The following is a 20,835-nucleotide window of genomic DNA, read 5'->3' on the forward strand; positions in this document are numbered from 1 at the left end:
CCGCAAGGCGGGCGTCCTCTCCCGCCACTTCTGGCTCCGTTCCTTGTTGTAAAGAAACTTTTGCCTACCTACTTAGGTACGCGGCGCAGCTCGACTCGTGTGGGCCTTACTCCCTTCAGGCCATCCACCAGTGAGGCAGCCCGGAGTAGGGGCGCGAGGAAGGGCGAGCGGGCAGCCCTGCTGGAGGTGCTCGACGCACGAGGCCTGGTGGTGGATGTCACCTCTCACCAGCCAGACAGGACTCGTGCGCCTCGAAGCCTCGCGATGTCCTGAGCCTCAGGTGAGGGCGGCCGTCGCGTTCTCCGCGCCATAGAAGCGCCGGGCCTGGCGGATCATGACCGCGTCGGGCATCCACGAGAGCGCCACATTCCTCACGGCCGCGCGCACCCGGCTGCGCCCGAGGATGAATCCCCGCATCTTCCCCCCGCTCTCCTGATAGCGGGCGTTGAGGGGCTGGATGGCCGCCTCGTAGCTCGCCAGTGCACGGGGCACGTCCGAGCGGTGCTCCGCGATCGCCCTGGCGAGCAGATCGGCCCCCTGGAGTGCCAGCGCGCTTCCCATCCCCGAGGCTGACGGGACCTCAAGCCCTACGAGGTGCCATTCTCTACTGCTGTGGCTTCCCGGTGGGTGGACAGGCCGCGCAGCCCCCAAGCTGACCTGTCCGTAACGGGTGGCGATGTCTGTTAGAGTGGATTGCTCCTCATCCTTCCCCTGGAGACCCCATGGCCCGCGGCGCCGCCATCCTCCCCCTCCTCGCGCTGCTCTCCCTCAGCTGCGCGCCGGACGCCTCCACCGCGGTCATCATTCAAAGCCGCACCGAGGGGTTGAATCTGGGCGGCAAGGCGATCGCCGAGGCCCGGGTGGGGATTGTGAGAGCAGAGGGGGTTTCCGCCTTCTTTACCAGCGGCGTCCTCTCCTCCTCCACCATCACCGTACACACCTCTGGGCGCCTCTGGGTGGCCCGGGGTGAGGTCCAGGTGACCTTCACGAACCGTGACGGGATCATTCAGACGGTACGCGCCACGCCTGGCACCCCCGGAGAATGGAAGGCGGACATCCGCACCATGAAAACCCGGGACGGCACCGGCTTCTCCCTGCTGTTCCAGCCCCTGGGAGGCACGCCGCCGCAGGCGGATGGGGTGCTGCTGGAGGTGTCCTATGAGGCGGGATGACCGTGCAGCGTGGGGTTGCTCAGCGAGGTGATCGGTTCTTCTCGATGTACAGCTCCCCGTGCCGCGAGATGGCGCCCGGGTACAGCGACCAGGCCAGGTACCCTGGCATCAGGTACCTGCGCGTGCGCTTCTGGCCCGTGAGGGTGAGCACATCGTGCTTCACGCTCCACTCGCCCTCGTCGTCTTCCGTGCCGAACAGCATCGCACCCACCTGCCCGGAGGCGCCGGCGTACTGGTAGACGAACGAGTAATCCTCGCTGAGCACGTGCGGCCCAATCGAATCCGGATCCGGCGGGTTGTTCTGATTGGAGGCGGCGGGAATCGAACCCGCCGCCTGGAGGACTGCTCCCCGCTCCGTACCCCTCCCTGGCGCTACAAGCGTCGGAACTCGAAGTCGTCGAAGTCCGCGCTGACCGTGGCCGCGTTGTAGCTGTGCAGCCAGATGCGCGCCGTCACCGCATTGGACGTCGCGGTCGCGTCCAACTGGAAGGACGTCCAGGACGTCGCGCTGTTCGGCACGGTGCGGTTCCGCGTGGCGGCCGTCACCTCCAGCCCCTGCGCATCGTAGAACTTCAGGTAGACGCCCATGCCGCTGCTCCCAGCGAAGATGCGGCTCCAGAACTGCGTCCGGTACGTCTTCCCGGGCTGGACGAAGAACGGTGCGCTCAATGCCGAGGAGCCTCCGGAGCCTGCGACACTCGACACCCGCAGCCCCTGGTTTCCCGTGCGCGCGGCGGCGGCCACGACCTGGCTCATGCCCTGATCGTTCGTCATGTCCCAGGCGCCGAGGTTGGACTCGAAGCCCGGGCTGGCCATCGGGAAGACAGGGTTGCGCTGCCACTCGAAGATGGAGGGCACGGCGGGCTGGGGCCGAGGCGGCACCTCCGCCAGGGCGAAGTCATCGAGGTCCGCGGTGACCACGGCGTTCTCTTCCGAGCGGATCCACACCTGCACGAAGGCAGTGCCTGCGGGGGCCTCCGCCCGGTGGGTGTACTCGCGCCACTCAGCTACGTCCGGCAGGCGCCTGCCCGTGACGACGAGCTCCTGGTGAGCGCTGTCGAGGAACCGCAGCTGGACGGAGATGCCGGCGCCAGACACCTGGCGGCTCCAGAAGCGAACCTGGTAGGTCCACCCGGCCTGGGCGGCGAGCTCGCCGGAGCTCAGCGAGGACCGCAGGGGACCGTTGCCATCGTTCACCCGCAGGCCCAGGTTGCCGCTGTACGCCGCGCTCGCCAGGGCCTGGCTCATCCCACCGTCGGCCGCCGTCCAGGCGCTCAGCCCGCTCTCGAACCCGGCGTTGGTCAGCTCGTCGGTGAGCTCTCCGAGCGTGAAGTCGTCGAAGTCGGCGGTGAGGAGACCATTCGAGTAGGAGTGCAGCCAGATCCGGGCGGAGGTGGCGTTGGGCGGCGCGGTCTCTCGGATGAAGACGGGCCGCCAGGTCCCCCCCGCGGGGAGGTTGTAGCTCTGCCGAGCCACCTCCTGGCCCGCGCCGTTGTAGAACAGCCAGTAGACGCCCATCCCGCTGTTGCCGCCACTGACGATGCGCTGCCAGTAGCGAAGGCCGTAGACGTGGCCGGCCTGGACGCTGAAGGGAGCGGAGTGGACCGAGGAGCCCTGGGTGCTGCTCGCATCGGTGACGCGCAGCCCCTGAGTCCCCTGGTGGGCAGCGTCGGGTGACACCTGGCTCATCGTCTCGCCCGTGGTCAGCGTCCAGCCCGTCCAGCCACTCTCGAAGCCAGGGTTGGTGAAGGGGACCGCCGTCAGCACGTCCAGCGCGGTGTTGCCCTGCGCCAGCGCGGGAGCCACCTCGCCGCTGTGGCTCTCCGTGGCCGTCCCGTACTGCGCATTGAGGGTGAGCTTCACCCCGGTGCAGTCGTTGGTCTCCAGGCGGGCTCCCTCGCCGGCCTCCTTCAGGGCCAGGACGTTGCCGGTGATGACGTGATCGCTGCTGTGGTTCTTGGCGAGCAAGCCGGGGCCGGAGTCCGCCTGGATGCGGTTGTGCGCGAAGATCCAGCCGCGGTTCTGGCCTCCCAGCCAGGCCCCGAGCAGGGGCGACGTCACGTCGTTGTTGTAGACGACGTTGCGCGGGCCATTGGGCCCATGGTTCTTGTCCTCCGGCGGCGAGGACCACATGCCATAGCCATAGCCACCGTTGCCGCGGTTGGACTCCTGGACGTTCTGCTCGAAGAGGTTCTCGTTCGTCCACCCGGCATGCCACTGCGCGTCGCTGTCCACGAACGTGCCGCGCCGCACCACGTTGCCAGCCGAGGACCACTGGAGCAGCGGCGCGTGCCGCATCCCACGGGCGGTGACCTGATCCATCAGGCAGTCGTAGGCATACTCGAAGCCGACGTAGGCGGTGCCGCCCTCCCCCTTGTACCAGGCATCGTCGAGCACGCTGTCGCGCACCTCGCAGAACTTGGCGGGACTGAAGTAGAGCGGGAACCGCCCCGCCTTCTTGACCTCCACGTCCCGGGCCCAGCTCCCCCACGACCAGGAGAAGATGATGCCGCTGGTCCAGACGTCATTCGTCTGCTCCAGCGAGAGCGACTCCACGCCATTGCCCATCAGCGGGGTGAACTCCTGGACGTAGCTGCCGTCCACCGTGGGGAAGTCGATGCGCAGGGGCTGGTTGAGCGTCAGCGTGCCGCCGCTGACGCCGGTGATGCGCGCCTGGTAGCGGCGGAAGTTCGTGCTCGTCGTGCACTTGTTGCCCACCTCGTCGTTCCAGCGGGTCGTGGCGGGAGCGAAGATCTCCACCGCGTCGTTCACCGCCAGGGTGTGGCCGGTGCCCACCGTCACCGTCGTCTGTCCACGCAGCGCATCCTGGGTCAGCAGGAACGTGCCCCCCCACGCGGCCTGGCCCCAGGAAGTTGATGGCCCCGAGGTAGCCCTGGCTCGGGCTGGGGATGGCGTTGGCGTCGTTGACGTTGTTCAGCGTGACGGTGAGCGGCAGGGTGATGACGCCGCTGGGGTACTCCGCCTCCGCCACGAGCTGCTTGTTGGTGCCGTAGCCCGCCTGGGCCGCCAGCGCGCTGCCCGTGGCGCGCACCGAGAACGTCGCTCCCCAGGTGTCATTCGCGCGCTTCTTCTCGGTCACGACCACTCCCCCCGCCTTGAGGGTGAGGCGCTGGAGGTTGGCGGGATCGGCGTGGACCTCCAGCCAGTTGTTCTTTGCGAGCGTGTTGCCGCTGACGCCCGGCGGGAAGAAGAAGGCGACGTTCTGGGTCGGCGCGGCGAACCGGAAGAGAAGCTTCGTCAAGGCCCGCCCCGCGCCGCGCAGCACCACGTTCGAGCGCTTGATGAAGATGGGCCGATCGAGGTGGAACGTGCCGGCGGGAATGGAGACGGCTCCGCCTCCCGCCTGCCCACAAGCCTCCGCGGCCGCTTCCAGCGCCGCGGCGTCATCCTGGTTGTCGTTGGCCACGGCCCCATGGCTCGTCACCGAGCCACAAGAGGTCAGCTGCGTCGGGATGCCGTTGGGCACCCCCGCCCAGGTCCAGTCCGGATAGATGATTCCATCAGGCCCCATCACGTCGGCGGCATTCCAGGTCTGCGCGAGCAGGTGCATGCGCGGGGTGAGGACCAGCGCTACGGCCAGCAAGGGCATCAGGACGTGGCATGTACGACGAGTCGTCGGAGTGACAAGAGGATCCATGGCGCTCGAGGAAGAAGGACGAGGAAGGTGCGGCACGCGTATGACAGGACGAGGGCCCGGACAGTCGCAGCGCACCGCCACTTTTCTCCGAACCGGCGTGGTAAAGGTCCGGAACCACTGCCGTGCCAGGAGGGTCACATGACGTCCATCCGCGCCGTTGTCCTCAGCACCCTGCTCTGCGTGGGAGTCGCCACCTCGGCTGCCGCCAAGGACAAGAAACCCACCGGGAGCGCCAGGTCCTCCGCGGCCAGCAAGTCCGCGGACAAGGGGCCTCGCTGGGTGGAGGTGTCCGATCCCAGCGGCTACACCCTCAAGGTGCCCCAGGAGTTCACCGAGAAGCGCGAGGAGTGGAGCACGTCCTACCGGGCCGTCCTGCCTCCGGACTCCGCGCAGCTCAAAGCCGTCGTCAGCGTGGAGACGCTCGACGAGCTCACCCCCATCACCAACCTGGAGAAGGCCGTCGAGTCCATCACCTCCAAGCGCCCCGGTGGGGTGAGGACCACCATCGCCGAGCAGCGCGACGTGCCGAGTGGCTATCTGGTGGTCATCGGCCCGGACTACGACATCTATACCGTGCACGTCATCCGCAACGGCAAGGAGGTCCAGGTGAAGGCGCAGTGCTCCGGGCCGGCCACCCGCCTCAAGGAGCTCAAGGAGATGTGTCTGTCCGTGAAGGCCACGAAGTAGCGGGTGCCCACACGGCGCACACCCGAGGACGCGCTCATCCCTTCGCTCAAGAGGTGGGGAGCCTCCGGGGGATGAACGTCCGGGCCGGGGGACCGGCTCTCACGGCGCTCCGGTTGCGGAGCGCCTTCTCCAGGCTGATCAGCGGCAGGATGACGGTGGCGACGAGCGCCGACAGGCCGAGGGCCTCCAGCGGGAGCGCCGCCGTTCCGAACACCGTCTGCATGAAGGGCAGATAGATGAAGCCCATCTGCAGAAGGAGGAGGGCGCCGATGCCGGCAAACACCGTGCGGTTGGAGAAGAAGCCCACCTGGAAGACGGACGCACGGAGCGAGCGGCAGTTGAGCAGGTAGAAGATCTGGAAGAAGACGACGGTCGTCACCGCCATCGTCTGCGCCTCGCGCAGGGCCACCTCATGCCCCCGATGCGGCACCTCCGCCCAGTACTCCCAGAGGAAGAGCCCCACCGCGCCGGCGGCCATGAGGAAGGCCACCAGCAGGGTGCGGAAGATGACGAAGCGCCCGAGGATGGGAGTATCGGGCGCACGCGGTGGGCGCTTCATCGCATCCGGCTCCCGCACCTCGAAGGCCAGGGGGAGCGAGAGCGCCACGGAGGCGACGAGGTTCACCCAGAGCAGCTGCGTGGGCAGCATGGGCATGAGCGGAACGCTCTCGCCACCGATGGACAGCACCGGGAAGAACGCCACCGCGGCGATGAGGATGAGCCCCAGCCCCAGGTTGGTGGGCAGGACGAAGGCCAGGGACTTGATGAGGTTGTCGTAGATGCGTCGGCCCTCCTCCACCGCGGAGGCGATGGAGGCGAAGTTGTCGTCCGCCAGCACGACGTCCGCCGCTTCCTTCGAGACCGCCGTGCCGGTGATGCCCATGGCGATCCCCACGTTCGACTGCTTGAGGGCGGGGGCGTCGTTGACACCATCCCCCGTCATCGCGACGACGTGCCCCTGCTGCTGAAGGGCCTTCACCAGCCGCAGCTTGTGCTCGGGCGCCACGCGGGCAAACACGTGGGTCTCCGCGGCGGCCTGGCGAAGTCCCGCGTCGTCCAGGTGCGCGAGCGCCGAGCCAGCCATCCCCTTGCCTCCCGCCCCGAGCAGCCCCAGCTGCTTGCCGATGGCCTCGGCGGTGCCCAGGTGGTCGCCGGTGATCATCTTCACGGTGACTCCGGCGGCATGGCAGGTCCTCACGGCCTCGATCGCCTCGGGCCGCGGCGGGTCCATCATCCCCTGAAGCCCGAGCAGCTCGAAGCCCTCCTCCACGTCCGCGGCCCCCAACGCGCTGGCGGAGGCGCCCAGGGGCTTGTGCGCCATGGCCAGGACACGCATGCCCTCGGAGGCCATGGCCGAGACACGGCTCATGACTCCCTGCCGGGCGCTCGCGGGCAGGTTGCACCGCCGGAGGACCACCTCCGGCGCTCCCTTCATGAACACCACGCGACCGTCGCTCTCGGGCCTCGCATGGAGGGTGGCCATGAACTGATGCTCGGACTCGAAGGGGATGGCATCCAGGCGGCGCCAGGCGCGGCGGAGCGCCTCGACGTCGACGCCGGCCTTCATCGCCGCGACGACCAGGGCGCCTTCGGTGGGGTCTCCGCTGAGACTCCACTGCTTGCCCTCGGTGTAGACCGACGCATCGCCGCAGAGGGCGCCCGCCTCCACCAGCGCCTGGAGGTCCGCGGGCGCGCTCGTGAGAGGCCCCTTCTGCGAGGACGAGAGCTGTCCCACGGGGGCATAGCCCACCCCCGAGAGCGCGTAGGTGTCTGCGAGCGTGGCGAGCGACTGGACCGTCATCTCGTTGCGCGTCAGCGTCCCCGTCTTGTCGGAGCAGATGACGGTGGTGCTGCCCAGCGTCTCGACGGAGGGCAGCTTGCGGATGACGGCATGGCGCGCCGCCATCCGCTGGACGCCGATGGCCAGCGCGATGGTGATGATGGCGGGCAGGCCCTCGGGAATGGTCGCGACGGCCAGGGTGATGGCCACCAGCACGCCGTCAGCGACCGAGTAGCCGCGCAGCAGGCTCACGGCCAGCAGCACCGCGGAGATCGCCAGCACCGCCAGGGTCAGCCACTTGCCGACGGCGGCGAGCGCCCGCGTGAGCGGAGTCTGCAGCTCCGTCGCCTCCTGGAGCATGTGGTTGATGCGGCCCAGCTCCGTCGCCTGCCCTGTCGCCACCACCAGGGCCCGGCCCGTGCCGGACGTCACCAGCGTGCCGCCAAAGGCCATGCTGTGCCTGTCTCCAATGGAGGACTCCTCGCTCACGGGAGTGGTGGCCTTCCGCGAGGGAACCGACTCCCCGGTCAGCGCCGCCTCCTCCACCTGAAGGTTCCTGGACGAGAGCAGGCGCGCGTCCGCGGGCACCCTGTCTCCAGAGGCGAGGAGGACCACGTCCCCCGGCACCAGCGCCGAGGAGGAGATGGATTGCGTGCGCCCATCCCGGATGACCTGCGCATCCTGCGGCACCATGCGGGAGAGCGCCTCGATGGCCTTGCCGGCGCGGAACTCCTGCAGGAAGCCGATGAAGGCATTGACCACCACGGCGCCGAGCACCACCAGCCCATCGAGCACCTTGCCCAGGGCCACCGCGAGCGCCGCGGAGCCCAGCAGGAGGTAGACGATGGGGCTGTTGAGCTGCCGCCAGAGGAGCGTCAGCACGCCCGGCCCTCGTTGGCGCGCGAGGACGTTCGGGCCGTGCCGGGCCAGGCGGGCCTGGGCCTCGCTCGTCGAGAGCCCCTGCTCCTCGCGGGAGCCGAGCGCGGCCAGCGCCGCTTCGGGGGGCAGTGCATGCCAGGCACGAGGGTTCGAGGTGTTCGCGCCAGTCGCGGGAGTCGCCATGGGACGCCTTCCTTGAAGAACAACGGAGTCGAAAGGTCGTCTCAAACATAGGGCCCGGCTGACGCTCGGGAAGTTGATTATCTGGACACGGCGATTCGCCAAAACCAAAACGTCCGCCGCGAGCAGGCAGCCCAGCATCGACTCGTCCGCCAGGCCGGGCCCGGTGGTAGAAGCGGGGCATGGCCTGGCTCAACTACCACCACCTGCTCTACTTCTGGACGACGGCGCGCCTGGGGAGCATCGCCCTCGCCAGCAAGGAGCTGCACCTGTCCCAGCCCACCATCAGCACGCAGATCAAGCTGCTGGAGGACTCGCTGGGCGCGGAGCTGCTCCAGCGCGAGGGACGCAAGCTCGTCCTCACGGAGATGGGGCACATGGTGTTCCGGTACGCGGACGAGATCTTCCGCATGGGCAAGGAGCTGCAGCTCGCGGTGGAAGGAAAGGCCGTCGGCAAGCGGACACGCTTCGTGGTGGGCATCACGGACGTGATTCCGAAGCTCGTCTCCGAGCGCCTGCTCCAGCCCGCCTTCGCCGCGGTGCCCAACCTCCAGCTGGACTGCCGGGAGGGGCCACTGGAGCAGCTGCTCGCCCAGCTCGCGCTGCACGAGCTGGATGTCGTCATCTCGGAGGTTCCCGCGACGGACGAAGTCAAGGTGCGCGTCTTCAACCACAGCCTGGGAGAGACGGGCATCTCGTTCTTCGGGTCCCCGAAGCTCGCCGAGCTCCGGAAGGGGTTTCCGGCCTCTCTCGAGGGCGCGCCCGTCCTGCTCCCGGCCCAGGACTCGGCGGTCCGTCGCGCGCTCGACTCGTGGCTCGAGGCGAAGGGCATCCGCCCCAACCTGGTGGCCGAGTTCGAGGACAGCGCGCTGCTGAAGGTGTTCGGCCAGCGCGGCATGGGCGTCTTCGTGGCTCCGACGGCCATCGAGGCCGAGGTCTGCCGTCAGTACGACGTGGTGGTGCTGGGGCGGACGGAGGACATCAAGGAGCGCTTCTTCGCCATCTCCGTCGAGCGGAAGCTGAAGCACCCGGGCGTGGTGGCCATCGCCCAGGCCGCCCGCACCCAGCTCTTCGCTTGAGTGGCCCTCGAGGCCCACGCCTCAGGCGTGGCCCTGCCTCGGCTCGCCCTTGGGAAACGGCATCATCGACATCATCGCCCCGGTACCCCAGGTGGCGAAGAAGATGAGCACGTAGGGCACCCACGTTCCCAGGATGCTCGCGAACATCCGCAGACCGCCCTGTGTGGGCCCGCCGACGATGAGCAGCTCCAGCAGGGCAACGCAGACCGTCCAGACGAGGGCGACCTGCCGGGGCTCGCGAGCGCCGCGCGGGCGGAAGTAGAGCCAGGCGATCGCCGTGAAGATGAGCGGTGCGGCGAAGACGTGGACGATCCGCGCGCCGGTGAGGCTCATGACCTGGAGGAGGCCGAGCATCACGCTCGCGCACAGAGCCCCTCCCACGACACCGTGAGCGAGCAGGCGGGCAACGGAGCCGGCGCGATGAGTGACGGGCCTGCCGGGAGTCGCGCGTGGGAGCTCGTCGGCGAGCGTGGCGGCCCAGGCCCGGATGCGCTCGGGGTTGCGCCAGTCACCGCTCCGCTTCTCGGCCATGGCGCTGGCGGGGAAGCCCTTGACATCACGCTCGAGGCGACCACCGAAGGTGATGTGCCCCTTGGCCCCTATCCGCTCGGCGAGGACGCTCACCTGGCTGGTGGGCGGGATGGCCTCGTGCTCCGCCGAGTCGTCGAGCGGTCCGCTGGAGAAGAACCAGACGGGCACCCCGCGCAGCTCCGCGGTGTGGCGATGGATGAACCGTCGCACGTTGGCGGGCCACAGGTTGGCGTAGAGCGCTCCTCCGATGATCACCGCCTGGTACGAGTCGAGCTTCGTGACCTCGTCCACGGGGGCAGTGGCAACGTCGAATCCTCGCTGTCGGAGTGCGTCTCCGAGGATGTGGGCGATCCCTTCGGTGCCGCCGTGTTTCGAACCCCAGGTGACGAGTACACGCATGGCCAGCTCCTCTCGTTCCGCCGGGAAACTGCATGGCATGTGCCATGGCGGTGTCCCGGCAAGAACGAAGGGACCGCCTGCCGGTAGACGCCTGCCCGCGCACCGGATGCGCGCAAGGCCCGCCCGGCGCGAAGCACTTGCGTGACACCCCACCGGGCTGGTGCCGCGCGAGGGCCGGATCCACGGCTACTCGTCCTGCTGGGACACCAAGAGCATGACCGACGAGCCGCTCACCGGGTAATGATGCTGGTTCATGAGCCAGCCTCCTTCCCATGACGACGGCGCCGGCCTTGGCGAGGAGGGCGTGACGGAGCCCGTCAGTCCACCCCAGCGGAGAGCTCCGGAGCGAACCTCCAGCTCCCCCGCCACCCCTTCCGCGTCCGTGGCCCTGGGCACCGGCCTCGTGCTGGAGCGCGGCACCCGCATCGAGCGCTACCTCATCCTCAAGCCCGTGGGACAGGGCGGCATCGGAGTGGTCTACGCCGCGTATGATCCGGAGCTGGACCGCAAGGTGGCCCTCAAGCTGCTGCGCCCGGACAAGCACAGCCCCGGCGTCTCGGATGCCGCGGCCGGGCTGCTGCGCGAGGCCCAGGCCATGGCCCGTGTCTCCCACCCCAATGTCATCGCCGTGCATGACGTGGGCACGGTGGACGGGCGGGTCTTCATCGCCATGGAGTTCATCCAGGGCCAGAACCTCCACGACTGGGTCCGTCAGAAGCCGCCACCCACGCCTCGGGAGGTGCTGCGCGTCTTCAGCCAGGCCGGCCAGGGACTGCTCGCGGCGCACCGCGCGGGGCTGGTGCACCGCGACTTCAAGCCTGGCAACGTCCTGCTCGGCCAGAGCGGCCGCGTCTACGTGACGGACTTCGGCCTGGCACGGCTCACCTCCCTCGCCAGCGACGACGAGGACACCCAGCCCCTCGAGGCGGAGGCACTGGACCGGGAGAGCGCGCTCGCGCTGGCCTCGACGCTGACCCAGACGGGGCTCGTGCGCGGCACGCCACACTACATGCCGCCCGAGCAGTACCTGGGCATCGGCGTGGATGCCCGCTCGGATCAGTTCAGCTTCTGCGCCTCGTTGTTCTGGGCGCTGTACCGCACGCATGCCGTGGAGCCCAAGCGCATGGTCGAGGCCGCCAAGGAGGCGGCTCGTCGCCAGAGCGAGGCCTCTGCTGGCATGGAGAGCTGGCGGCTGCTGCCTCACGGCACCGCGCGGGAGCCTCCCGCGAACTCCCACGTGCCCGCCCGGGTACGGCGCGCGCTGGAGCGAGGACTGTCCCTGAATCCGGAGGATCGCTTCCCTTCCATGGAGGCGCTCCTGGAGGAGCTCGCGTGGGAGCAGCGGCAGGGCAACCGCCGCGGTGCGCTGGCCGCCCTGGGGCTGCTGACGGCGGCCACGGCCGGCACCGGCCTGTACTTCCACCGCCAGAGCCAGGTGTGCGCGGGCGCGGACTCGCTCGTGGCCTCCGTGTGGGGGCCAGGAGAGCGACAGAGGATGGAGGCCGCCTTCAGCGCCACGGGCAAGCCCTTCGCCGCGGAGAGCGCCAGCGGCGTGACGCGGCTGCTGGATGCCTATGCCGGCCAGTGGGCCCGCCTGCACACCGAGGCATGCGAGGCGACCCGCGTGCGCGGCGAGCAGACGGAGGAGCTGCTGTCCTTGCGCATGGTGTGCCTGGAGCGTCGCCGCAAGAGCCTGGGCGCGCTGGTGGGCCTGCTCACCACGGCGGATGGCAAGGTGGTGGAGCGCTCCGTGGATGCCGCCTCCGCGCTCCCGGGGCTGGAGGACTGCCGCGACATCGAGTCCCTGGCCGAGCAGCCCCCGCTGCCCGCGGAGCCTTCCCTCCGCGAGACGATCGAGCAGCTCGGCGAGCAGCTCGCACAGGTCCGCGCGCTGCTCGATGCGGGCCGCTACGCCCAGGGGCTGGAGCTGGCGCGAAAGTTGGAGCCCCAGGCGGCCCTCACCGCCTACCGGCCGCTCCAGGCCGAGCTGAACTACCTGCTCGCGTGGCTGCTTCACCAGCAGGGCGAGGTGGAGGAGAGCCTGCGCCGGTTCGAGCTGGCCCTCCAGGAAGCCGAGGCGGGCCGCGCGGACCGGCGACGCCTGGAGGTGCTCACCCGCTACATCTACGCGCTGGCCAACAACGGTCAGCCCGAGGAGGCGCGCCGGTGGGGCGACCTGGCGCGGGGTGTTCTCGAGCGCGTGGGCAGCGAGCCGCCGGCAGCCGTCGATCTCAACGTCAACCTGGGCTACACCGCGCTCTTCGGCGGGCGCTACCAGGAGGCGTGGACCTCCTTCTCCAAGGCCCGCGAGCTGGAGGCGGCGCTCGCGCCCGAGGACTCGCGGCGCCCCAAGGTGAGCCACGCGCTGGGCCTGGCGGCGCTGCGCCTGGGAGAGCTCCCCAAGGCCATCGCCATGCTCGACGAGTCACGGCGACGCACGGAGGAGCTCAAGGGACCACGACACCCCGAGGTCGCCATCCGCCAGAGCATGCTGGCCACGGCCTGGCGGGAGAGCGGCAAGCCCGAGAAGGCGCTCGAGCATGCCCGGACGGCGCTCGAGATCCGACAGGCCGCCCTGGGGCCGGAGCACCCCTCCGTGGCGGGTGATCTGGATGAGCTGGGGGAGTGCCTTCTCCTGCTCGGGCGCCATGACGAAGCCCTGAAGTCCTTCCGTGACGCCGAGGCGCTCAAGCGCAAGACGCTCGGAGCGGACCACCCGGACCTCTCCTACTCCCTGGACGGCGTGGGCAAGACGCTGCTGGCCCAGGGACATCCCGTCGAGGCCATCGGGCCTCTGCGGCAGGCGCTCGCCTTCGAGAACACGGACCCAGAGGCTCTGGCGCAGACGGGCTTCACCCTGGCCCAGGCACTGTGGGCCGCGGGGCAGGAGCCGGAGCAGGCCCGCGAGGAGGCTCGGAAGGCGCGGGAGCGCTACACGGCGCTGGGCCAGCAGAAGAAGGCGGCGGAGATCACCACCTGGCTCGAGGCCCGCCAGAAGCCCCCAGCGCTCCAGGCTCCCTCGACGCGCTCCGGGGAGCGGTGATCCGAACCGCCAGGCCGGTTACCCCTCCTGTCTGGCTCGCCCTGTACGAACTGGTCTGCTTGTCATACCAGTTCGGTACCGGTCCGCCCACAGGGCACCTCCTTGGAGGCCTGGGACACGGAAGGCCCCAGGCTCCTCGCGGCGCGGCGACTACCCTCGGATGCCGCCGGTGTGGCGCGCGGAGAAGATGTTGCGGCTGGCCTCGCGCTGCAGCTCGCGCAGCTGGTTGTACTCCGTCTCGTCCATCTTGCCGTCGGCCATCGCGCGGCCCAGCGCCTCCGCGATCTTGGTCTGCTGATCCATCAGGCTGCTGGCCTCGCTGCCGGCGACGGAGCCATCGTTCAGGCCGGCCTGGAGCCGGGTGCGCAGGTTGTTCTGGTGGCCCTCGATGCGGGAGGTGCGCTCGCCCTCGGCCGGGGCGACCTCCGTCTCGTTGTGCCGCTGCTCGAAGATGTCGCGGCTGGCCTCCTTCTGCATCTTCCGCAGTTCCTTGAACTCACCCTCGTCGATCTTGCCGTCGGCCATCGCGCGGCTCTTCGCCTCCGCGATGCTGGCCTGCTTCTCCTGCAGGCCCTTGGCCTCCTCGGGGGTGAGGGTGCCGTCAGCGATGCCCTTCTGGATGCGAGCCGCCTGGCGACCCTCGTGGAAGGCGACGCGGTCGTTCGGAGAGAGAGACTTCAGGTACTCGCGCCGCTCGGCGCGCGAGCCGAACTTGGGAGCGGCAGAGCCCGTGCCGGAGCCCTGCGTGGGCGAACCCGAGCCAGTGCCCTGCGTGGGCGAACCCGCGGCGGTGCGCTTCGAGCCAGCCCCCTGCCCGGTGCGCTGCGACTGCGCGCCTGCGCCGGTGCGCTGCGTGAGGGAGGCAGAGCGGAAGTTCCGAGAGTGGGAGGCAGAGCCGATGGCGCGCATGGTTTTCTTCCTTTGCAGTGGAGGGGTGAGGCACAGCGTCTGGAGCGTCGCTGCTGTGTGCCCATGCCTACTGCGAGGGGCGTGCCACACACTTGCCGGCCTTGCGGCACAAGGTGCGCACGTCGTTTCAAGGGTTTAGCAAGAGGGCTCGAGGCGCGCAGACCCTGGCGACAGGAGCCCTCCCCGGCGAGGCCCGTCGCCACCTGGCAACTCGCGTCGCCACCCCGGGCTCAGTGCCCGTCCAACCCGTGTTTCTTCAGCAGCTTGCGCAGGTAGAACCGGTCGATGCCGGCCTCGCGAGAGGCGCGAGAGACGTTGCCCTCGCACCGCTCCATCAGGCTCCGGAGGTAGTCGCGCTCGAAGCCTTCGATGAGCCGCTCCTTGGCTTCCTTGAAGGGCAGCTCCAGCTCGGCCGCGCCCGCGCCGGCGGAGGGCGCGAGCGGATCCGCCGTCATCTCGGGCAGCGACTCCTCGCCCAGGTTCACCACCTGCTCCACCACGTTGCGCAGCTCCCGCACGTTGCCCGGCCACGGGTACTGGGCGAGCAGCGCGCGTGTCTGGTCCGACAGCGCGCCCGGGTGCTTGCCCATGCGCCGGAGCACCGTGTCCACCAGGAGGGGGATGTCCTCGGGCCGCTCACGCAAGGGCGGCAGGGTGACGCGCAGCACGGCCAGCCGGTGGAACAAGTCTCTGCGGAACCTGCCCGCCTTCACCGCGCCCTCCAGATCGACGTGCGTGGCCGCGACCACCCGCACGTCCACGGTGCGGTAGTCATTGGCGCCCACCCGCTTCACCTGGCGCCGCTCCAGCACCCGCAGCAGCCGGGGCTGGATCTCCAGCGGCAGCTCGCCCACCTCATCCAGGAAGACGGTGCCCCCGGCGGCCCGCTCGAAGGCCCCGGCGCGGTCCGAGTGGGCGCCGGTGAAGGCCCCCTTCACGTGGCCGAACAGCTCGGACTCGATGAGCGAGGGCGCCACGCCGGCCAGGTCCACGATGACGAACGAGCCCTGGCCGCGCCGGCTCTGCTGGTGGATGGCCTCGGCGCACAGCTCCTTGCCGGTGCCCGTTTCGCCCTGCACGAGCACATCCGAGTCCCCCGCCGCTAGCCGCTCCAGCAGGGTGAACAGCTCGCGCATGAGCCGGCTGTTGCCCACCAGCGCGCCAAAGGACTCGCGCGTGGAAGGAGGGACGATGCGCTCGCGGGACTCCTCCGGCACCAGCTTGAACTCGGTGGTGCCCACCTGGAGCACCGCTCCGACGCGGACCTCCAGCTCGTTGAAGCGCATCTGCTCGCAGTAGGAGCCGTTGCGCGAGCCCGCATCCACGGCCCGCACGCCATCCTCCCGCACCTCGAGCCGCAGGTGCTGGCGGGAGACGGCCTTGTCGCTCAGGGCAATCTCACAGGAGGGGGATGAGCCGATCCGGTACTCGCCCACCTCGAGCGGGACGCTGCGGCCCACGTCCGGACCGGAGATCACCACGAGCTTCAGGCGGACCCGCGTAGGGCCGCGCACCTGCTCGAGGGGAGTGGTCTCGAACTCCCCCTGCTGCTCCGACTCTTCCTCTGGGGGCTTGGGTGCCAAGCGGCCGGATGCTAGCACACGCCGTCCGTCTGGCACCCACCGCGAGCGGGGCTCAGGCGCCGAGGCTCAGCAGGGATCGCCCTGCAGCTTCTTGCCGATGCCGGGCTGGCGCAGCTCGGCCCTCATGACGCGCTCGCAGACCCGCTGATCCCGCGGGAAGGGGCTGGACTGGAGCAGCGCCAGGAGGTGCAGGGCCTTGGGGTTGCCCTTCCGCTTGAGCCACAGCAGCCGGTCCGCGAACTCATCCTTGGACAGGCGGTCCGGGAGCACGGGCCGACTCGAGCCATTGCGGACCGCCTCCTGGGTGACGTAGTCGATCTCGAGCTCGTAGTCCTTGCGCTCCTGGCGGTGCGCCATGGTGCGGCAGAGGGAGTGCTCCTGGCCGGGCGTGTCCATCCACGCCTCCCGGACGCGACCGCTCCCGTCCCCCTGGGAGAGGTGGCGAGGCGGGGCCACGGGGATGAGCGTCCCTCCGTCCGGCGGCGCACGGCTCACGAGCTCATGCAGCTTCTTGGGAGAGATGTCCTGGATGTTGCCGGACAGCGGATCCGAGATGCGGTAGTTGCCGTCGGGCGTCATGCCGCGCACCAGGATGTAGTGCGCGCTGCGCTCCCCCGTCTTGGGGTTGACCGACTCCACCTGGGCGATGAGCTTGTTGCCCTGACTCAGGTGCTGTTGCAGGGCCGCGTCCGAGTAGGAGCTGGGCAGCGCCTTGCCTCCCAGGGGGAGCTTGACGCGCTCGAGCATCTTCACCAGGTCCTGGGGCGAGGAGCCGTTCTTGGACACCAGGTCCACGCTCAGCTCCTGGATGAGCCGGGCATCCGTCATCCCCGCCGCCCTGTTGGCGCCCCGGGCCAGCATCGCCACCACGGCGGGGCCGCAGAAGGAGGCGCCATTCACATAGCCTTCGTTGGCTCCATCCGGGCGAAGCTGGGAGATGTGCGGGAGCTTCTCCCAGTCCGCGCGCTTCGCATTCTTCGAATCTGAGACGGCGGTGTGCGACGCGGACGAAATGGTACGGCCATTGTGAAGGCGCAAAGGTGCGTTCCTCTCGGATCACTCCACACAGGTATTGTCTCGGAATCGAGCGCCAGGTTTCGTCTTTCCCGCGCGAGGCTCATCCTCCTCGAGAGGTGAGAATTCGAGAGCGCGCAGAGCGGGCCTCGGTAGTACGTCCGCTTCGAGCTGGGCATGATGGTGGGGAGATGAAGCTCGCCGCCATCCTCCTGCGCCTGCTCCTCGCACCGTGCCTCGCACTTCCCATCTCGTGTGCCACCTCTCTGGGGAGTGAGTACGACGGCCAGGAAACTGCGCCGGCAGTGCATGCGGTTCAGGTGACGCGATTGCCCGAAGAGCGCCTCCAGCTCGACTTCGTGCCTTTGCCACCCGCCCCCGCCTGGGAGCAGCTGAGTGAGCAAGAGGTGCGCACAACTCTCGCCGACTTCCTTCGGTGCACCGACACCCTGTCTGAACTCTCGGTGGTTCCGGCACTGGCCTCGTCCGCCCCCACTCTCTCACCGTGGGAAGCGCGCCTGCGCAGGGAGTTCCTGGCACGCTACGGCCCCGCGCGCCTGCCCCTGCCGGAGTCCTTGCAGCACAGCCCCCTCTACATGGCGCTCAAGCTCTCCCCTCGCTACATGGGCGCGGGCTTCCGCAACGCGGCGCGGGAGCTGTTCCGCTCGCCAGTCTTCCTGGCCAGCGTCACCCTCTCGGTCCTGGTGTACTTCGCTGCATGGCTCGCACCCGAGCCCCTCTTCTCCAAGTCCTTCGCCGCCATGTTGACGGCTCGGCTGGCACTGGCCGTGGGGCTGCTGGAACTGCGCCATGTGGCGCTGACCGTCCTGCAGCTCTACCGCGAGGCTCAAGCCGCCAGGACGCTGGCGGAGCTCGAGGCCGTCGCCGAGCGCTTCGGCCGTGCCATGGGAGGCACCGCACTGCGTGTGCTCGTCATGGTCGCCAGCTTCGGTGTGGCGAAGTCCCTGCCCAATGTGCCTCCTGGGGGACTGGGCCCGCTGCTGAGCCCTCCCCGCTTCGCTGTCGCCGGAGGATTGTCGTTCCAGGCCTCGACCACTGCTCAGGTGGTGGCGGATGGCACCATCGTCCTTGCTGGGGCTGCGGTGGGGACAGCAGGCTCCGCAGTCGCTAGCGCCTGTGCCAATGAATCCCCGAAAAAGGAAGGCCACCACTGGCACCATCTCGCCACCAACAAGAATGAATCCTCGAAGCAGCGTGGCGGTCCATGGACTCCCCTGTTCGAGGACATCTTCGAGCTGGCGGGGATGAGCCTGGATGCACCCGAGAACCTCGTCCACCTCAAGGGCCATCAGGGGCCACACCCTGAGGAATACCACCAGGCGGTCTACCAGAAGCTCCGCGACGCGGTCGCAGGCTGCAGGAGCACCTCTCACTGCCGGAAGGATTTGGTGGAAGCGCTCCGGCAACTTGCCGCGGAGGTGTGTACTCCCGGCTCACGACTCCACGCCCTGGCAACGAAGCACTCAGGCTGAGGCAAGGCAAAGAGAATGCCGCGCTATTACGATCTTGTTGACGACCGACGCTCGGAGACACGCTGGCATCTAAGAAGCCCTCTGGATGAACACGGGAGCCCCATCAACCCCTGGCAATTCTTCGAAGGCCGGAGGCTCGAACTCCAGGAGGTCATCCGGTTTCCCGTCAGGCCAGCGGGCGAAGCGTTGGACTTCACCTGGGCGGCCTTCAGTATTCCCATTGTCCACCATCGCTTCGTTCAGCTCTTCCAGCGCCTCCGCGTGCCGGACGTCCAGTTCATCCCCGTTCAGGTGGAAGCCCACCCAGGCCCCTACTTCATCCTCAACGCCCTGCGGCTCATTCGATGTATCGATGATGCACGCTGTGCGGAGGTCCAGTATTGGAAGCCCGAGGATGGCAAGCCGGAAAAGACCGGTAGGTATCGCTTCGTTGCGGGGATGCGCATCGATGCCACGAAGGTGGGCGACGCTCGCATCTTCCGCACCTGGGGCTGGGATATTGCGCTCATCCTCTCCGAGGACATCAAGGAGGCCATCGAAGCAGCGGGCCTCTCGGGTGCGCGCTTCGTCGAGGTCTGAAACCATCACGGGAAGGCGGCGGGAAGCGTGCCCGCCGCCCTCACACGCCGGGAGCTACTTCACCCGGCCTTCCTTCCAGGCCTGCAAGAGCTGCTCGTAGGGCACCGTCTCACCCTTCGGCTTCTCGTTGGCCAGCTTCTGGTGCGGCGCCTTGTCCGCCGACAGCCACTCCTTCGGGTCCTTCTCCGGGTTGAGCTTCGGCGGGCAGTTCTTCATGCCCGCGCGCTCCAGACGCGCCAGCACGTCGTCCATCTCCTTGGCCAGCTTGTCCATCGCGCCCTGCGCCGTCTGCTCGCCGGTCACCGCCAGGCTCACGTTCTGCCACCAGAGCTGCGCCAGCTTCGGGTAGTCCGGCACGTTCGTCCCCGTCGGCGTCCACGCCACGCGCGCCGGGCTCCGGTAGAACTCCACCAGGCCGCCCAGCTTGTCCGCCACCTTCGTCACGTGCTCGCTGCGGATGTCCGAGTCACGAATCGGCGTCAGCCCCACCAGGAACTTCTTCAGCGACGTCGTCTTCGCCACCGTGAACTGCGCGTACAGCCACGCCATCTTCCGCCGCTCCAGCGGCGTGCTCGTCAACATCGTCCACGAGCCCGTGTCCTGGTAGCCCAGCTTCGTGCCCTCCTGCCAGTACGGCCCGTGCGGCGACGGCGCCATCCTCCACTTCGGCGTCCCGTCCGCGTTCACCACCGGCAGCCCCGCCTTCGTCAGCGGCGCCACGAAGGCCGTGTACCAGAAGATCTGCTGCGCCACGTTGCCCTGCCCCGGCACCGGCCCCGCCTCCGAGAACGTCATGCCCGACGCCTCCGGCGGCGCGTACTTCTTCAGCCAGTCGATGTACTTCGTCAGCGCGTACACCGCCGCCGGGCCGTTCGTCTCGCCGCCGCGAGACACCGACGCGCCCGCCGGGTTGCACCCCTCCACGCGGATGCCCCACTCGTCCACCGGCTTGCCGTTGGGGATGCCCTTGTCACCCACGCCGGCCATCGACAGCCACGCGTCCGTGAAGCGCCACCCCAGCGACGGATCCTTCTTGCCGTAGTCCATGTGCCCGTACACCTTGACGCCGTCGATCTCCTTCACGTCGTTCGTGAAGAAGTTCGCGATGTCCTCGTACGCGCTCCAGTTCACCGGCACGCCCAGCTCGTAGCCGTACTTCTTCTTGAACTTCTCCTTCAGGTCCGGCCGGCTGAACCAGTCCTGGCGGAACCAGTACAGGTTGGCGAACTGCTGGTCCGGCAGCTGGTACATCTTCCCGTCCGGCCCCGTCACGAAGCTCTTGGCCATGAAGTCATCCACGTCGAGCGTGGGCAGCGTCACGTCCTTGCCCTCGCCCGCCATGAAGTCCGACAGCGGCACCACGAACCCGTATCGGTAGTGCGTGCCGATCAGGTCGCTGTCGTTGACGTACATGTCGTAGATGCTCTTGCCCGACTGCGTCTGCGTCTGCAGCTTCTCGATGACGTCGCCTTCCTGGATGAGGTCGTGCTTCACCTTGATGCCGGTGATCTCCTCGAAGGCCTTGGCCAGCGTCTTGGACTCGTAGACGTGGGTGTCGATCGTCTCGGAGACGACGTTGATCGTCTGCCCGCGGTAGGGCTTGGCGGCGTCGCGGAACCACTTGAGCTCGGCCAGCTGCTGCTCGCGCGTCAGCGTGGAGGGCTGGAACTCCTGGTCCACCCACTTCTCCGCGGCCTTCTCCAGCGCGGAGGTGTCCTCCGGCGCGGCGGCCTGCGGCTGCTGCGCGGTCTCCTGCTGCTTGGGTGGCTCCTCCTTCGCCTCCTTCTTACAACCCGCGAACGAGACGGCCACGGTCACGGCCAGGGCGCTGCTCCATAGTTTCTTCAAG

General features: G+C 68.8%; 16 protein-coding genes. 6 read left to right on the forward strand and 10 right to left on the reverse strand.

Going from position 1 to position 20,835, the window contains the following annotated elements:
• Nucleotides 1–276: 276 nt before the first annotated feature.
• Nucleotides 277–561, reverse strand: a complete 285-nt coding sequence (locus tag KY572_RS19385) for a hypothetical protein (protein ID WP_224244375.1) — start codon at nt 559–561, stop codon at nt 277–279.
• A gap of 161 nt (nt 562–722) precedes the next feature.
• On the opposite strand from KY572_RS19385, the gene KY572_RS19390 reads away from it, so the two are divergent.
• Nucleotides 723–1,172, forward strand: a complete 450-nt coding sequence (locus KY572_RS19390) for a hypothetical protein (protein WP_224244376.1) — start codon at nt 723–725, stop codon at nt 1,170–1,172.
• Nucleotides 1,173–1,191: 19 nt separating this feature from the next.
• Here the strand turns inward: KY572_RS19390 and KY572_RS19395 are convergent, their stop codons facing one another.
• The 3 genes from KY572_RS19395 to KY572_RS19405 form a co-directional block, all read right to left on the reverse strand.
• Nucleotides 1,192–1,437 carry a hypothetical protein gene (locus tag KY572_RS19395; RefSeq protein ID WP_224244377.1) on the reverse strand — a complete coding sequence of 82 codons (246 nt, stop codon included), beginning with the start codon at nt 1,435–1,437 and terminating at the stop codon, nt 1,192–1,194.
• Nucleotides 1,438–1,544: 107 nt separating this feature from the next.
• Nucleotides 1,545–3,740: a carbohydrate binding domain-containing protein gene (locus KY572_RS19400; RefSeq protein ID WP_317987877.1), complete on the reverse strand. Its 2,196-nt coding sequence runs from the start codon at nt 3,738–3,740 to the stop codon at nt 1,545–1,547.
• Entirely contained in the window at nt 3,697–4,782 is a 1,086-nt protein-coding gene (locus KY572_RS19405; protein ID WP_224244378.1) for a glycosyl hydrolase family 28-related protein, read from the reverse strand. The genes KY572_RS19400 and KY572_RS19405 overlap by 44 nt, the downstream gene beginning before the upstream one ends.
• A 186-nt stretch (nt 4,783–4,968) precedes the next feature.
• Here KY572_RS19405 and KY572_RS19410 point away from each other — a divergent pair, with 186 nt between their 5' ends.
• A complete protein-coding gene (locus KY572_RS19410) occupies nt 4,969–5,517 on the forward strand; it encodes a hypothetical protein (RefSeq protein WP_224244379.1) in 549 nt (182 codons plus the stop codon).
• Between the two features lie 46 nt (nt 5,518–5,563).
• Here KY572_RS19410 and KY572_RS19415 read toward each other — a convergent pair whose 3' ends face one another.
• Nucleotides 5,564–8,359, reverse strand: coding sequence for a cation-translocating P-type ATPase (locus tag KY572_RS19415; protein WP_224244380.1), 2,796 nt, complete (start codon nt 8,357–8,359; stop codon nt 5,564–5,566).
• Nucleotides 8,360–8,538: 179 nt separating this feature from the next.
• On the opposite strand from KY572_RS19415, the gene nhaR reads away from it, so the two are divergent.
• Nucleotides 8,539–9,435, forward strand: a complete 897-nt coding sequence (nhaR, locus tag KY572_RS19420; protein ID WP_224244381.1) for a transcriptional activator NhaR — start codon at nt 8,539–8,541, stop codon at nt 9,433–9,435.
• 21 nt (nt 9,436–9,456) lie between these two features.
• Here the strand turns inward: nhaR and KY572_RS19425 are convergent, their stop codons facing one another.
• Nucleotides 9,457–10,365: a flavodoxin domain-containing protein gene (locus tag KY572_RS19425; protein WP_224244382.1), complete on the reverse strand. Its 909-nt coding sequence runs from the start codon at nt 10,363–10,365 to the stop codon at nt 9,457–9,459.
• A 253-nt stretch (nt 10,366–10,618) separates the two neighbouring features.
• Between KY572_RS19425 and KY572_RS19430 the strand changes: the two genes are divergently transcribed.
• Nucleotides 10,619–13,408, forward strand: coding sequence for a serine/threonine-protein kinase (locus KY572_RS19430; RefSeq protein ID WP_224244383.1), 2,790 nt, complete (start codon nt 10,619–10,621; stop codon nt 13,406–13,408).
• Between the two features lie 150 nt (nt 13,409–13,558).
• Here the strand turns inward: KY572_RS19430 and KY572_RS19435 are convergent, their stop codons facing one another.
• The 3 genes from KY572_RS19435 to KY572_RS19445 all read right to left on the reverse strand — a co-directional run bounded on the left by KY572_RS19435 (nt 13,559) and on the right by KY572_RS19445 (nt 16,800).
• Nucleotides 13,559–14,317: a hypothetical protein gene (locus tag KY572_RS19435; RefSeq protein WP_224244384.1), complete on the reverse strand. Its 759-nt coding sequence runs from the start codon at nt 14,315–14,317 to the stop codon at nt 13,559–13,561.
• 230 nt (nt 14,318–14,547) lie between these two features.
• Nucleotides 14,548–15,831 carry a sigma 54-interacting transcriptional regulator gene (locus KY572_RS19440; protein ID WP_224244696.1) on the reverse strand — a complete coding sequence of 428 codons (1,284 nt, stop codon included), beginning with the start codon at nt 15,829–15,831 and terminating at the stop codon, nt 14,548–14,550.
• A gap of 135 nt (nt 15,832–15,966) precedes the next feature.
• Nucleotides 15,967–16,800 (reverse strand): hypothetical protein, encoded by an 834-nt coding sequence (locus KY572_RS19445; protein ID WP_407659976.1) that lies wholly within the window; start codon nt 16,798–16,800, stop codon nt 15,967–15,969.
• 305 nt (nt 16,801–17,105) lie between these two features.
• Between KY572_RS19445 and KY572_RS19450 the strand changes: the two genes are divergently transcribed.
• Together KY572_RS19450 and KY572_RS19455 are read left to right on the forward strand one after the other, a co-directional pair.
• Nucleotides 17,106–18,407, forward strand: a complete 1,302-nt coding sequence (locus KY572_RS19450) for an AHH domain-containing protein (RefSeq protein WP_263451827.1) — start codon at nt 17,106–17,108, stop codon at nt 18,405–18,407.
• Between the two features lie 15 nt (nt 18,408–18,422).
• Nucleotides 18,423–18,986: an imm11 family protein gene (locus KY572_RS19455; protein ID WP_224244387.1), complete on the forward strand. Its 564-nt coding sequence runs from the start codon at nt 18,423–18,425 to the stop codon at nt 18,984–18,986.
• A gap of 54 nt (nt 18,987–19,040) precedes the next feature.
• Here KY572_RS19455 and KY572_RS19460 read toward each other — a convergent pair whose 3' ends face one another.
• The gene (locus KY572_RS19460) at nt 19,041–20,834 is read right to left on the reverse strand and encodes an ABC transporter substrate-binding protein (protein WP_224244388.1); all 1,794 of its coding nucleotides are present in this window, start codon (nt 20,832–20,834) and stop codon (nt 19,041–19,043) included.
• Nucleotide 20,835: the final 1 nt, after the last annotated feature.

The organism is Hyalangium gracile (assembly GCF_020103725.1).
GTDB lineage: Bacteria > Myxococcota > Myxococcia > Myxococcales > Myxococcaceae > Hyalangium > Hyalangium gracile.

Coding starts and splice junctions, on each gene's coding strand:
- KY572_RS19435 (WP_224244384.1), bottom strand. CDS start 14,317: ATGCGCGCCATCGGCTCTGCCTCCCACTCTCGGAACTTCCGCTCTGCC.
- KY572_RS19425 (WP_224244382.1), bottom strand. CDS start 10,365: ATGCGTGTACTCGTCACCTGGGGTTCGAAACACGGCGGCACCGAAGGG.
- KY572_RS19450 (WP_263451827.1), top strand. CDS start 17,106: ATGAAGCTCGCCGCCATCCTCCTGCGCCTGCTCCTCGCACCGTGCCTC.
- KY572_RS19430 (WP_224244383.1), top strand. CDS start 10,619: ATGAGCCAGCCTCCTTCCCATGACGACGGCGCCGGCCTTGGCGAGGAG.
- KY572_RS19415 (WP_224244380.1), bottom strand. CDS start 8,359: ATGGCGACTCCCGCGACTGGCGCGAACACCTCGAACCCTCGTGCCTGG.
- KY572_RS19405 (WP_224244378.1), bottom strand. CDS start 4,782: ATGCCCTTGCTGGCCGTAGCGCTGGTCCTCACCCCGCGCATGCACCTG.
- KY572_RS19400 (WP_317987877.1), bottom strand. CDS start 3,740: ATGGGCAATGGCGTGGAGTCGCTCTCGCTGGAGCAGACGAATGACGTC.
- KY572_RS19385 (WP_224244375.1), bottom strand. CDS start 561: ATGGGAAGCGCGCTGGCACTCCAGGGGGCCGATCTGCTCGCCAGGGCG.
- KY572_RS19390 (WP_224244376.1), top strand. CDS start 723: ATGGCCCGCGGCGCCGCCATCCTCCCCCTCCTCGCGCTGCTCTCCCTC.
- KY572_RS19410 (WP_224244379.1), top strand. CDS start 4,969: ATGACGTCCATCCGCGCCGTTGTCCTCAGCACCCTGCTCTGCGTGGGA.
- nhaR (WP_224244381.1), top strand. CDS start 8,539: ATGGCCTGGCTCAACTACCACCACCTGCTCTACTTCTGGACGACGGCG.
- KY572_RS19455 (WP_224244387.1), top strand. CDS start 18,423: ATGCCGCGCTATTACGATCTTGTTGACGACCGACGCTCGGAGACACGC.